The sequence below is a fragment of the Faunimonas sp. B44 genome, from assembly GCF_052655945.1.
This window is the reverse complement of the sequence record NZ_JBQYEX010000006.1, coordinates 148,586-161,674: the sequence shown is the minus strand read 5'-3', so window position 1 is coordinate 161,674 and position 13,089 is coordinate 148,586. Positions and strand designations below refer to the sequence as shown.

Here is a 13,089-nt window from a genome sequence, read left to right as displayed (position 1 = left end):
ACTTCGGCCCGATGTTGCTGGCCCCGAGGGGTCTACATTCTTACGGAGGCTCTCGTGCCAACGAAGACGACGCTTTCCGCAGCCGCGCTCATGGCTGCACTCGCCCTTCCGTCGATGGCTTCGGCGCAGACGGCCGCGGTCGCCGTGACGGATCTCAACATGCGTGCCGGGCCCGGCCCGAACTACCCGGTCGTCGGCGTGATCGGCGCCAACGGCGCGGTCTCGATCGCCGGCTGCATCGAGAACAGCAAATGGTGCCAGGTGACCGCCGGCGGCAATTCCGGCTGGGCCTATTCCGACTACCTCGCGGCCGATGCCGGCGGGCAACAGGTGGTGGTGACGCAGCGCACGCCGCAGATGAACGTGCCGAGCGTCACCTACGAAGCACGCTCGGGCGGCTCGGAAGGCGCCGCGATGACGGCCGCGGGCGGCGCGGTCGCCGGCGCGCTGATCGCCGGCCCGGTCGGCGCCCTCGTGGGCGGCTTCACCGGCGCGGTCGCCGGCGCGGCGGTCGATCCCCCGCAGGAGGTCCGCACCTACGTCACGCAGAACCAGGTCGAGCCGGTCTACCTCGAAGGCGAGGTGGTGGTCGGCGCCCGCGTGCCCGAGACGGTCGAGCTGAGGCCCGTCCCGGACTACGAGTACAGCTACGCCTACGTGAACGGCCAGCCGGTGCTGGTCCGCCCGCAGGAGCGGGAGATCGTCTACGTCGTCCGCTGACGCCGGACGCCCGTCCGAACCATCGCGGCCGCCGGCTTCCCGGCGGCCGTTTTCGTGCGCGGCCCCGGCCGCCGATTGCCATTGCGCCGGGTCGGGGAAACGGGCACGCCTCCCGGCATGACGGACCCCGCCGCCTTCGTTCGCGACAACACCGAACTGCTCGCCCCGCCGCTCGTGCCGGAGATCAGGCTGCACCTCGCCCACGAGGCGCTGCGGCTCTGGGAGAAGACGGAGGAGGAGCTCGGCGCCATGGGGCTGCCGCCGCCCTATTGGGCGTTCGCCTGGGCGGGCGGCCAAGCGCTCGCCCGCTTCCTGCTCGACCGGCCGGAGACGGTCGCCGGCGCCACCGTGCTCGACTTCGCCTCCGGCTCCGGCCTGGTCGGGATCGCCGCCGCCAGGGCGGGCGCGGCCCGCGTGCTCTGCGCGGAGATCGACGACTTCGCCCTCGCCGCGATCGCGCTCAACGCTGCGGCGAACGCGGTCGCGCTCGACCTTGCGCGCGGGGACCTGATCGGCCGCGACGAGGGCTGGGATCTGGTGCTGGTCGGCGACGCCTTCTACGAGAAGCCGCTCGCCGACCGCCTCGCGCCCTGGCTCGACGCAGTCGCGGGGCGCGGCGCGGACATCCTCGTCGGCGATCCCGGGCGCAGCTACCTGCCGAAGGAGCGGCTCACGCGGCTTTCGACCCATTCGGTCCCGGTGACGCGGGCGCTCGAGGATTCCGAGATCAAGCGCACCGACGTCCTGCGCTGGACCAGGCGGGCGGAGCGGCGCTGAGGCCGCGCGGCGACCGCCCATCCTCGACGAAATACCGAGGCCGATGGGCGGCTGCGCCTGTGGACGCTCCCGCCCCGCTCGGCATAATAGACGGGAAAACGGGCCTGCGAGGCCCGCGCGAACGAGGTGAGGAGGGCGCTCCGATGTCGGATGCTAGACTTTACGACGTGAGCGGCGAGTGGGCGTCGCGGGCCTTCGTCGACGAGGCGCGCTACCGCGAGGGGTACCGCAAGAGCGTCGACGACCCGAACGGCTTCTGGGCCGAGCACGGCAAGCGGATCGACTGGATCAAGCCGTTCCAGACGGTGAAGAACACCTCCTACGACCCGCACAACGTCTCGATCAAATGGTTCGAGGACGGCACGCTCAACGTCTCGGCCAACTGCATCGACCGGCACCTGAAGGACCGCGCCGAGCAGGTGGCGATCCTCTGGGAGGGGGACGACCCGTCGGAATCGAAGGCGATCACCTATTCCGAGCTGCACGGCCACGTCTGCCGGCTCGCCAACGTGCTCAAGGCGCACGGCGTGAAGAAGGGCGACCGCGTCACGATCTATCTGCCGATGATCCCGGAGGCGGCCTACGCGATGCTCGCCTGCGCGCGGATCGGCGCGATCCACTCGGTGGTGTTCGGCGGCTTCTCGCCGGACTCGCTCGCCAACCGGATCGAGGACTGCCGCTCGGAATTCGTCATCACCGCCGACGAGGGCCTGCGCGGCGGGCGCCCGGTGCCGCTCAAGGCGAACACCGACAAGGCGATCGAGCGCGCCGAGCGCGAGGGCGCCCATGTCGCCAAGGTGCTGGTCGTGCGCCGCACCGGCGGCAACGTGGCCATGCAGGAGGGCCGCGACCTCTGGTATCACGACGAGGTCGCGAAGGTCCCGGCCGACTGCCCGGCCGAGGAGATCGGCGCGGAGGACCCGCTGTTCATCCTCTACACGTCCGGCTCGACCGGAAAGCCGAAGGGCGTGCTCCACACCTCCGGCGGCTACCTGGTCTTCGCCTCGATGACGCACCAGTACGTCTTCGACTACCATGACGGCGACGTCTACTGGTGCACCGCGGATGTCGGCTGGGTGACCGGGCACAGCTACATCGTCTACGGCCCGCTCGCCAACGGCGCGACGACGCTGATGTTCGAGGGCGTGCCGAACTATCCCTCCGCCTCGCGCTTCTGGGAGGTGATCGACAAGCACGGCGTCAACATCTTCTACACGGCGCCGACCGCGATCCGCGCGCTGATGGGCGCCGGCGATTCCCACGTCGAGAAGACGTCGCGCAAGAGCCTCCGCCTGCTCGGCTCGGTCGGCGAGCCGATCAACCCGGAAGCCTGGGAATGGTACCACCGCGTCGTCGGCGACGGCCGCTGCCCGGTGGTCGACACCTGGTGGCAGACGGAGACGGGCGGCATCATGATCACGCCGCTGCCCGGCGCGATCGCGCAGAAGCCGGGCTCGGCGACGCTGCCCTTCTTCGGCGTGCAGCCGGAGATCGTGGACGCGGAAGGGAACGTGCTGGAGGGCGCGACGAGCGGCAACCTCGTCATCGCCGATTCCTGGCCGGGCCAGATGCGCACCGTCTTCGGCGACCACGAGCGCTTCGTGCAGACCTACTTCTCGACCTATCTCGGCAAGTACTTCACCGGCGACGGCTGCCGGCGCGACGAGGACGGCTATTACTGGATCACCGGGCGCGTCGACGACGTCATCAACGTGTCCGGCCACCGCATGGGCACGGCCGAAGTGGAATCGGCGCTCGTCGCCCACCCGAAGGTCTCGGAAGCCGCAGTGGTCGGCTATCCGCACGACCTCAAGGGCCAGGGCATCTATTGCTACGTGACGCTGATGGCCGGCGAGGAGCCGAGCGAGGGGCTGCGCAAGGAGCTGCGCGACTGGGTGCGCTCCGAGATCGGCCCGATCGCCTCGCCCGACCTCATCCAGTTCGCGCCCGGCCTGCCGAAGACGCGCTCCGGCAAGATCATGCGGCGCATCCTCAGGAAGATCGCCGAGGACGACTTCTCCAATCTCGGCGACACCTCGACGCTCGCCGATCCCGGCGTTGTGGACAACCTCGTGGAGAACCGCCAGAACAAGCGGTGATCTCCGGGCCGCAGCGCCTTGATCGCGCTGCGGTTTCGCCGTTCGGGGGCGAAGCGTGCCGGCCCTGTGGGAAACAAAGCGGCGCCGTTCAGACCGCCTTCCGCTTCGGCCGCAGCACGTGGGCGTGCGCCGCATCGTAGAGCGCGGAATCGCGGAAGTCGGTGTCCGCGAGCGCGCGGCCGACGAAGACGAGCGCGGTGCGCGTGATCTTCGCCGCGCGCACCTTGTCCCTGATGTCGGCGAGCGTGCCGTGGATGAACGCCTCGTCCGGCCACCCGACGCGATAGGCCACCACGACGGGGCAGTCCGCGCCGTAGGCGGGGGCGAGCTGGCGCTCGATCTCCAGCAGATTGCGGACCGAGAGGTGGATGACGAGGAGCGCGCGCGTTCGGGCGAGCGTGGCGAGGTCCTCGCCTTCGGGCATGGCCGAGGACTTCATGGCGGTGCGCGTCAGGATCACGGTCTGGCTCACCTCGGGGATGGTGAGCTCGCGGCCGAGCGCCGCCGCGGCGGCGGCGAAGGCCGGCACGCCGGGCGTGACGTCGTAGGCGATGCCGGCCGCCTTCAGCCGGCGGATCTGCTCGGCGATCGCGCCATAGAGCGAGGGGTCGCCGGAATGGACGCGCGCGACCTCCTTGCCCCCGGCCACCGCGGCCTCCATCTCGGCGACGATCTCGTCCAGCGTCATGGGCGCGGTGTCGAGGACGCGCGCGCCGGGCGGCGCGGCGGCGACCACCTCCGCCGGCACGAGCGAGCCGGCATAGAGGCAGACCGGGCAGCGCTCGATGAGCCTCAGTCCGCGCACCGTGATGAGGTCCGGCGCGCCCGGCCCGGCGCCGATGAAATGCACGATGCCGGTCATTCCGCGCTCCGCTTCCTTGCGTATCCCCGGGGCGTGTAGACGCGCTCCGCGCCGCCGACCGCGATCCTGCGCGAGGTCGACGCGCCGACGATCACCACGGTCAGCATGTCGACCCGCTCGGGGTCGAGCGCCGAAAGCATGGTCACTTCGACCGTCTCGCCCTCGCGCCCGAGGTTGCGGGCGGTCACGACCGGCGTGTCGGGCGGGCGGTGCGCGAGCAGGATCGCCTTCGCCGCGGCGAGCTGCGTCCGCCGGCGGCGCGAGACGGGATTGTAGAAGGCGATCACGAAATCGGCTTCCGCGGCCGCCCTGACGCGGGCCTCGATCGCCTCCCAGTCGGTGAGGAGGTCGGAGAGCGAGATGGCGCAGAAATCGTGGCCGAGCGGGGCGCCGATCCGCGCCGCCGCCGCCTGCATGGCCGAGATGCCGGGCGCGACCACGATCTCCGCGCGGCGCGCGCCGTCGGGGAGGCCGGCGCGCTCCAGGCACTCGAAGACGAGCGTCGCGAGGGCATAGATGCCGGGGTCGCCCGAGGAGACCAGCGCGACGGACAGGCCTTCGCCGGCAAGCCGCAGGGCCACGAGCACCCGCTCCTCCTCCGCCCCGAGATCCGAAGAGAACCGCTCCGCCTTCGGATTGAGGCCCTCGATCAGCTCGAGATAGAGGCGGTAGCCGACGATGGCGTCGGCCTCCTCGATCAGCCGCCGCGCCTCGGGCGTCAGCCAGCCGGCCTCGCCCGGACCCGTGCCCACGACCGCGAGCCGACCACGGGCGCGGCCGACGGCGCGCGGATCGAACGGTTCCGGCGCGGCCGCGACGGCGCAAGTCGCGCGTGCGCTCTTCCGCTTCGGGACCACGAGCTCGGCGCCGGGACCGGCTGCGGCGAGCGCGGCCGCCTCCGCCACGCCGTGACAGCCGATCTCCGCGAAGACGACGTCGGACGGATTGGCGAGCCGCGGCGTCTCCGCCTCGAGACGGGCGGCGCCGAAGAAGCGCACGGGGGCGCCCAGCGCTTCGGCCGCCGCCAGGATTGCCGGCTCGTCCGCCTTGAGGTCGACGGACGCCACGCAGGCGACGGCGCCGGGGGCGAGACCGGCTTCGGCGAGCGTGCTTCGGACGAGGGTGGCGACTTCGGCCGGATCCGCCCCGCGCTCCGACCCGATGCCGACGGCGAGGCGCCTGGGATGATAGACGAGCGTCGCCTCGTCGCCCGGGGCGTCCTGGATGCTTGCGACGAGGCGGACCGTTCCCTCGGCCGAGAACGGGATGAGGCTTGCGGCGAGCCAGGGCGCTTCGCCCTCCAACCGCGCGGATGCGCCCGCAAGCAGCGCCGCCATGACGGGCTTGGCATCGGCCGGATTGGCGAGGATCCAGCCCGGCGGCGGCGCGTCGAGCGCAATGCCGAATCGGGCGTCGCCGGCGGTGGTGATCGCGGCGCGGCCGCCCAAGGCTTCGGCGACCTGCCGCGCCAGATCGTTCGCGCCGCGGTGCCCGCCGAGGAGCGGCACGATCGAGGCGCCGTCCTCCGAGATGGCGAGGACCGGCGGCTCGGCGCGCTTGTCGCCCAGCAGGGGCGCCAGAATGCGGATCAGGATGCCGGCGGCGCACACGCCGAGGATCGGCCGGCCCGCCTCGAAGAGGGCGCGCACACGGGGCGCGATGTCCGCGAACGACGCCTCGGCTTCCAGGGGATCGCGGGCGTGGACCTCGCCGCCGACGGCTTTCGCGGCGAGGCGGGCGGTCTCCAGGCCCGGCACGGTCAAAGCGATCACCGCCGGTTTCATCGGCCGCCCCCGTCCACGAGCACCATTGCGAAATAGGAGGTGCACCCTGCCGCCACGGCCGCATCGAGCGCGAGGACCTGCTCGTCCGGCCGGCTCGCATGCGCGACATAGACGGCGTCGCCGGCCCGGCCGATGCGTTCCAGCAGCCGGGCGATCCGCGGCAAATGTCGCCCCACCTTCATGATGGCCGCGGCCTCTCCGTGCGAAAGCCGGTCCGCGAGGACGGCGTCTTCAAGCGTCGCCGGCACGACCGAGAGGCTGCCCTCGCGCATGACGAGCGGCCTTCCGGCCGCGGCCGCGCAGGCGCCGAGCGCGCTCACGCCGGGAACGATCGTCGCGGGGAAGGCGGCGAGCCGCTCGTGAAGATAGATGAAGGAGCCGTAGAAGAGGGGGTCGCCCTCGCACAGCACGGCGACGTCGCGTCCGGCCCGGAGATGAGCGGCGATCTCGGCGGCGGCGCCGTCATAGACCTCGAGCGGGGGCGCGCCGGCACGCATCGGAACGCGGAACGCGATCTCGGCCGCGCCGGGGGCGATGTGCGCGGCGGCGATGGCGCGCGCGAGGCTCGGGCCGTCGTTCGCCGCCGGATAGGCGACGACGGGCGCGGCGGCGAGGATGCGCGCCGCCTTCAGCGTCATCAGCTCGGGGTCGCCCGGCCCGACCCCGATGCCGTAGAGCCGGCCGCTCATCGCCGCCTCCACGCCCATTGCGTGACCGGCATGGCCGGCCGCCAGCCCGAATAGGGGCCGACCGGCTCCGCCCGCGCGACCGACAGGCGCACGAGTTCGCCGCCGAGCTCGGCGTGAGCAGCGAGGAGGTCGGCCTCGCTCTCCAGCGTGACGGCATGGGCGACGAGCCGGCCGCCCGGCGGCAGGCGGTTCGCCGACGCGGCGATCGTTTCGCGGGCGATGCCGCCGCCGAGAAAGATGGCGTCGGGCGCGGGCAAGTCGGCGAAGGCCGCCGGCGCGGCGCCGTCGACGAGTTTCAGCCCAGGGACTCCGAGCCGTGCGGCGTTCTGGGCGGCGAGCGCGCGCCGGTCCGCCCGGGGCTCGATGCCGATCGCGGCCGCCCGGTCGGCGGCGCGCATCCATTCGATCGCGACCGAGCCGCAGCCCGCGCCGACGTCCCAGAGGCGCGCGCCGGGATGGGGCGCGAGCTTCGCGATCGCGAGCGCACGGGCCTCGCGCTTGGTCATCTTGCCGTCGTGGACGAACGCCTCGTCGGGCAGGCCGGCGGCGCGCGGCAGCCAGTCGGCGTCCTGCCCGGCCACGCATTCGACCGCGAGCGTATGGAAGTCCGGCACCTCGGCCGACCAGGTCTCGGCCGTTCCGTCGAGTTGGCATTCGGCCGGCCCGCCCATATGGGCGACCGCGACCATGCGGCTCTCGCCAAAGCCGCGCGCGCGCAGCCATTCCGCGACGGCGGCGGGCGTGGTCCGGTCGTGCGCGAGAATCAGCAGCCGCGCACCGGGATGGACGTGGAGCGCGAGCGTCTCGAGCGGCCGGCCGTGAAGGGTCAGCATCGCTGTCCTGTCAAGGGGCCAGGCGAGACGGGCGGCGGCGAGCGAGAAGGCGGAAAGCCCCGGAATCACGATCATCTCGTCGGCCGGAACGTGCCGGGCGAGGGTCGTGCCGATGCCGAAATGCATGGGATCCCCGGTCGCGAGGACCGTGATTCGCCGTCCGCGGAGAGTCCCGATTCGTTCCACGAGAACGGACAGTGGACTCGGCCAGGCGATCCGCTCGCGACCGTCGGGCGGCACCATCGCGAGGTGGCGCTCGCCGCCGACGAGGATTTCCGCGTCGTCGACGAGCTGCCGCGCCGCCGGCGAAAGCCCCGCCAATCCGTCCTCGCCGATGCCGATGATCGACAGCCAGGGGGTCACGGGTCGTTCCCGTCGAGGATGAGGGCGTTCACCGCCGCGGCCGCCATCGCGCTTCCGCCGCGCCGGCCGGCGAGCGCGACGAACGGGATGCCGAGGCGGTTCTCGGCGAGCGCCTGCTTCGATTCGGCCGCGCCGACGAAGCCGACCGGAAAGCCGAGCACGAGGGCCGGCAGGGGCGCGCCTGCCGCGACGAGCTCGACGAGGCGGAACAGCGCCGTCGGCGCGTTGCCGACCGCGACGACGGCGCCGCCCAGCCTGCCACCGAGGCGCTCCATCCCGGCGGCCGTGCGCGTGCCGGCGACCGCCTCACCGGGGGGGCAGGCGTCGAGCGCCACCAGCACCTCGTTCCCGGGCGGCAGCCGGCTCGCCATGATGCCCGCGGCGACCATGCGGACGTCGCAGACGACCGGCGCGCCGGCCGCGAGCGCGGCGCGGCCCTTTTCCGCCGCGCCCGGCGAATAATGCAGGTCGGCGAGGATGTCGGTCATCCCGCAGGCGTGCACCACCCGCTCCGCGACCCGCGCCATCGCCGGGGAGAGGCCGCCCAGATCGCATTCCGCCCGGATGATCTCGAAGGAGCGGCGGCTGATCTCGGCCGGGTCGCGGACGTAGTCGAACATCTCAGCGCGGCTTCAGCGTGCGCGGCCCGAGCGGGTGGTCGGCATGCGGATAGGGATGGTGATGGTGGCCGTGATCTGCATGGGCATGGCCGTGGTCACGGGAATGGCCGTGGGCATGGTGATGCCCGTGATCGTGATCGTGATGATGGCCGTGACCGTGGTCGGGCGCGTCGGCGGGGCCCGTGCCGATCCCCTCGACGTGATGGTGGTGGCTCTCCTGCGGCAGGCCGACCTCGGCCTCGAAGCCGAGCACCTGGGTGCGGTACTTGCAGAGGCCGCAATTCATCCTGTTGTCGCCCGACAGGATCTCGTGGACGCGCTCGACGAAGGTGTCGACGACGAGCGGGTGGTCGGCGAGATAGGGCGCCTTGAGGAACTCGATGTCCTTGTGCCGCGCCGCCGCGTCGTCGGTCGCGGCGTAGATGCGGTCGACGAGGATGCCGGTGAACAGGAAGTAGGGGAACACCAGGATGCGCCGGAAGCCGAGCCGCGCCGCCTTGTCGAGCGCGGGGGCGACGAGCGGGAAGGTGACGCCGGAATAGGCGGTCTCAGCCCAGCCGAAGCCGAAGCCTTCCCACAGCATGCGCGTGACCTTGGCGACGTTCGAATTGGCGTCGGGGTCGGAGGCGCCGCGCCCGACCACGACGAGCAGCGTCTCGTGCGCCGGCACCTCGTCGGCCGCCGCCAGCGCTTCGCGGACCCGGTCGGCTGCGGCGGCGAGCATCTTCGGGTCGATGCCGAGGTCGCGGCCGTATTCGACGGCGAGGCCGGGATGGGCGGCCGCATAGGTGTTGAGGACGGAGGGGATGTCGTTCTTGGCGTGGCCGGCGGCGAAGAGCATGCCCGGCACCGCGAGCACGCGCGTGACGCCGGCGGCCCTCAGCCGGTCGAGCCCGTCGCGGATCACCGGCCGCGCGAATTCGAGATAGCCGTAATCGACCGGCCAGCCCGGGAAGCGGCCCTTCAGCCGCTCGGCGAGGGCGGCGAACTCGGCGACCGCCTTCTCGTCCCGGCTGCCATGCCCGCAGACCATGACGCCGAAGCGCTCCGGCGCATCGGCGGGGAACGGAACCGGGTGTGCCGCGTCGGGCATTGCGAGCCTCCGGGTCGTGCGCGAGGCTCGCCGCCGGCGGAGATGCCGCGGCTTCGCAAGACGGCCCCGGTTTGACCCCCTGTTTGGGTCGGTCGCAGCGGGATCGTTTCAGCCCCTCGTGGGACGACCATCCGCGGCGGGTCTAAGCGCCCGGCGCCGTCCGGTCAATCGCGCCGCCGTTGCAGGCGCGCGGCGGCAGCCCCACTCTCTGCGGAACGGAGCGGGAGGGACGCGGTCATGTACGAGCGGCGCGCGCATTGGGAGAACGTCTACCGGACGAAGGAGGAGACCGCCGTCAGCTGGTACCAGGAGCGTCCCGAGCGCTCGCTCGATCTCATCCGCCGGGCGGCGCCGGACGAGGCCGCGCCGATCCTCGATGTCGGCGGCGGCGCGTCGAGGCTCGTCGACGCCCTGCTCGCCGAGGGCCGTTCCGACGTGACGGTGCTCGACCTCTCGGAGGCCGCGCTCGCGCGCTCCAGGGCACGGCTCGGGCCGGAGGCGGATCGGGTCGGCTGGATCGCCGCCGACGTGACGCGCTGGCAGCCGGAGCGGCGCTGGGCCGTTTGGCACGACCGCGCCGTCTTCCACTTCCTCACCGAAAAGGCGGACCAGGACGCCTATCTGGCGACGCTGCGGGCGGCGACGGAGCCGGGCTCGGCGATCGTGATCGCGACCTTCGCGCCGGAGGGGCCGGAGCGCTGCAGCGGCCTGCCGGTCGAGCGCTACAGCGCGGAGACGCTCGCCGCGCGCTTCGGCGCCGAGTTCCGGCTCGAGGCGCAGGCGGCGGAGCGGCACGTCACGCCGGGCGGCAGCGTGCAGGCCTTCGCCTATGCCGTGCTGAGGCGGGGCTGACGCGGCCGGGCGCGGACGGCCCCCCTGTTCAGGCGCTGCCGCGGAGGTCCCGCATCCGCGCGACGAGGCCGGCCGTCGAGGAATCGAGGCCGGCAGCGGGGGCGCCGTCGCGCACGATCGGCAGCAGCCGGCTCGCCAGCGCCTTGCCGAGCTCCACGCCCCACTGGTCGAAGGAGTTCACGTCCCAGACCACGCCCTGCACGAAGACCTTGTGCTCGTAGAGCGCGATCAGCATGCCGAGGGTGAACGGGTCGAGCCGCCGGTAGAGGAGCGTGTTGGACGGCCGGTTGCCCGGGAACGCCTTGTGCGGGGCGAGCCGGTCGATCTCCGCCGCGCCGAGCCCGCTCTGCGCGAGCTCCGCCCGCGCCTCCTCCTCGGTCTTGCCGAAGGCGAGCGCCTCGCTCTGCGCGAGGCAGTTCGCGACGAGCTTGGCGTGATGGTCGCCGAGCGCCTCGTGCGGCTCGGCCGCGACCAGGAAGTCGCACGGGACGACGTCGGTGCCCTGGTGGAGGAGCTGGAAGAAGGCGTGCTGGCCGTTCGTGCCGGGCTCGCCCCAGACGACGGGGCCGGTCTCGTAGTCCACCGGACGGCCGTCGCGGGTCACGCGCTTGCCGTTCGATTCCATGTCGAGCTGCTGGAGGTGGGCCGCGAAGCGGGCGAGGCGCTGGTCGTAGGGCAGGATCGCCTGGCTCGCCATGCCGTGCACGTTGCGGTGCCAGATCCCGACGAGCGCCATCAGGACCGGCAGGTTCTGCGCGAGCGGCGCCGCCAGGAAGTGCTCGTCCATCGTCCGGCCGCCGGCGAGGAACCGCTCGAAATTGGCCGAGCCGATCGCGATCGCCACGGGCAGGCCGATCGCCGACCAGACGGAATAGCGGCCGCCGACCCAGTCCCAGAAGCCGAACACCCGGTCGGCGCTGATGCCGAAGCTCTCGACCGCCGCGAGGTTGGTCGAGATCGCCGCGAAATGGTCGGCCACGGCCTTGTCGCCGAGGGCGTCGGCGAGCCAGGCGCGGGCGGTGCCGGCATTGGTCATCGTCTCCGCGGTGGTGAAGGTCTTGGAGGCGATCAGGAAGAGGGTGCGCGCCGGATCGAGCGCAGCAAGCGTGTCGGCGATGTGCGCGCCGTCGACATTGGAGACGAAATGGACGCGCGGCCCGCCGCCGCGATAGGGCGCAAGCGCCGCAGCCGCCATTGCCGGGCCGAGATCGGAGCCGCCGATGCCAATGTTCACCACGTCGGCGAAGGCGAGGCCGGTCGCGCCGCGGATCGCGCCGGAGCGCACGGCCTCCGCGAAGGCGCCCATGCGATCGAGCACCTCGTGGACTGCCGGCACCACGTTCTCGCCGCCGACGCGGATGTCGGCGCCGCGGGCCGCGCGCAACGCGACATGGAGCACGGCGCGGCGTTCCGTGTTGTTGATCGCCTCGCCCGAGACCATCGCATGCCGCCGCTCCTCGACGCCGGCCGCCTCGGCGAGGGCGACGAGGAGCGGCACGGTTTCCGCCGTGACGAGGTTCTTGGAATAGTCGAGCGTCAGGCCGCCCGCCGAGGCCGAGAAGCGGGCGAAGCGGTCGGGGTCGCGCGCGAAGAGCTCCCTGAGCGTGGTGCCCGCCAGCGTGCGCCCGTGCTCGGCCAGCGCCTCGAGCGCCCGTCTCGCCTTGTCCTTCATGGTGCCCCCGGTGTCCACCGCGCTCTCTCTAGCACACGCGCGGCGCGCATCGGCAGACCCTCGGACGAACCCGCCGTCAGGCCGACGCGGCTCTCGCCGCTTCCGCGCGGTCGCGCTCTTCGGAGCGCTTCAGCGCCGGCCGCTCGGAGCAGCGTGCGACATAGGCCTCGAAGGCGGGCTTCTTCTCCACGGCGCCCGTCGCCATGCCCCAGCGCAGGCCGCCGCCGATCACGACGTCGGGCGCGGTGAAGCGGTCGCCCATGAGGAAGGGGCGGTCGCGGACCGCCGCCTCCAGGACGGCGAGCGTCGTGTCGGTATCGCCCCAGCCGAGCGCGCCGCGCGGCCCGCCTTCCCGCTTCAGCATGCGGTCGATGACGGCCGGCTCGAAGCAGGACGGGCCGAAGAACAGCCACTTGTAGTAGACGCCGCGGGCCGGCGTGCCGATCGGCACCGCCAGCCCCGCCTCCGGAAAGGCATCGGCGAGATAGGCGCAGATCGCGGCCGCCTCGGTGATGACCGTGCCCTGGTGGACGAGAGCGGGTACCTTCCCCATCGGGTTGACCGCGAGGTAGGCCGGCTCGCGCTGCTCGTCCCGCTCGGTGGAAAGCACCTTCACCTCGTACTCCGCGCCGACCTCCTCGAGCATCCAGAGCGCGAGCAGCGAGCGCGACGGCGAGATGTGGTAGAGCGTCAGGTCGACCATGTCGGTGTCTCTCCAGCGTGTG

Annotated in this window: 12 protein-coding genes; 4 read left to right on the top strand and 8 right to left on the bottom strand. The window is 72.4% G+C overall.

Annotated features, from left to right (window positions below; genetic code table 11):
* Nucleotides 1-90 precede the first annotated feature (90 nt).
* The 3 genes from ACUN0C_RS13160 to acs all read left to right on the top strand — a co-directional run bounded on the left by ACUN0C_RS13160 (nt 91) and on the right by acs (nt 3,596).
* Nucleotides 91-720, top strand: coding sequence for a DUF1236 domain-containing protein (locus tag ACUN0C_RS13160; protein ID WP_445466860.1), 630 nt, complete (start codon nt 91-93; stop codon nt 718-720).
* A 117-nt stretch (nt 721-837) separates the two neighbouring features.
* Nucleotides 838-1,497: a class I SAM-dependent methyltransferase gene (locus tag ACUN0C_RS13155; RefSeq protein WP_445466836.1), complete on the top strand. Its 660-nt coding sequence runs from the start codon at nt 838-840 to the stop codon at nt 1,495-1,497.
* A 143-nt stretch (nt 1,498-1,640) separates the two neighbouring features.
* Complete coding sequence (acs, locus tag ACUN0C_RS13150; RefSeq protein WP_445466835.1) at nt 1,641-3,596, top strand: acetate--CoA ligase; 1,956 nt, start codon at nt 1,641-1,643, stop codon at nt 3,594-3,596.
* Nucleotides 3,597-3,684: 88 nt separating this feature from the next.
* On the opposite strand, the gene cobM is transcribed toward acs, so the two are convergent.
* From cobM to ACUN0C_RS13120, 6 genes are read right to left on the bottom strand one after another with little or no spacing between them, the layout of a single operon-like run.
* Nucleotides 3,685-4,458: a precorrin-4 C(11)-methyltransferase gene (gene cobM / locus ACUN0C_RS13145; RefSeq protein WP_445466834.1), complete on the bottom strand. Its 774-nt coding sequence runs from the start codon at nt 4,456-4,458 to the stop codon at nt 3,685-3,687.
* Nucleotides 4,455-6,230 (bottom strand): precorrin-3B C(17)-methyltransferase, encoded by a 1,776-nt coding sequence (cobJ, locus tag ACUN0C_RS13140; RefSeq protein WP_445466833.1) that lies wholly within the window; start codon nt 6,228-6,230, stop codon nt 4,455-4,457. Before cobJ ends, cobM begins: the two co-directional genes overlap by 4 nt.
* Before the next feature lie 8 nt (nt 6,231-6,238).
* The gene (gene cobI / locus ACUN0C_RS13135) at nt 6,239-6,931 is read right to left on the bottom strand and encodes a precorrin-2 C(20)-methyltransferase (RefSeq protein ID WP_445466832.1); all 693 of its coding nucleotides are present in this window, start codon (nt 6,929-6,931) and stop codon (nt 6,239-6,241) included.
* On the bottom strand, nt 6,928-8,127 hold the full coding sequence (gene cbiE / locus ACUN0C_RS13130) for a precorrin-6y C5,15-methyltransferase (decarboxylating) subunit CbiE (RefSeq protein WP_445466831.1): 1,200 nt from the start codon (nt 8,125-8,127) through the stop codon (nt 6,928-6,930). The genes cobI and cbiE overlap by 4 nt, the downstream gene beginning before the upstream one ends.
* Complete coding sequence (locus tag ACUN0C_RS13125) at nt 8,124-8,747, bottom strand: precorrin-8X methylmutase (RefSeq protein ID WP_445466830.1); 624 nt, start codon at nt 8,745-8,747, stop codon at nt 8,124-8,126. Before ACUN0C_RS13125 ends, cbiE begins: the two co-directional genes overlap by 4 nt.
* A 1-nt stretch (nt 8,748) precedes the next feature.
* Entirely contained in the window at nt 8,749-9,840 is a 1,092-nt protein-coding gene (locus tag ACUN0C_RS13120; RefSeq protein ID WP_445466829.1) for a sirohydrochlorin chelatase, read from the bottom strand.
* A 237-nt stretch (nt 9,841-10,077) separates the two neighbouring features.
* Between ACUN0C_RS13120 and ACUN0C_RS13115 the strand changes: the two genes are divergently transcribed.
* On the top strand, nt 10,078-10,692 hold the full coding sequence (locus ACUN0C_RS13115) for a class I SAM-dependent methyltransferase (RefSeq protein ID WP_445466828.1): 615 nt from the start codon (nt 10,078-10,080) through the stop codon (nt 10,690-10,692).
* Nucleotides 10,693-10,720: 28 nt separating this feature from the next.
* On the opposite strand, the gene pgi is transcribed toward ACUN0C_RS13115, so the two are convergent.
* Both pgi and ACUN0C_RS13105 read right to left on the bottom strand, forming a co-directional pair.
* Entirely contained in the window at nt 10,721-12,364 is a 1,644-nt protein-coding gene (pgi, locus tag ACUN0C_RS13110; RefSeq protein ID WP_445466859.1) for a glucose-6-phosphate isomerase, read from the bottom strand.
* A gap of 76 nt (nt 12,365-12,440) precedes the next feature.
* The gene (locus tag ACUN0C_RS13105) at nt 12,441-13,067 is read right to left on the bottom strand and encodes a glutathione S-transferase family protein (protein WP_445466827.1); all 627 of its coding nucleotides are present in this window, start codon (nt 13,065-13,067) and stop codon (nt 12,441-12,443) included.
* Between the last annotated feature and the right edge of the window lie 22 nt (nt 13,068-13,089).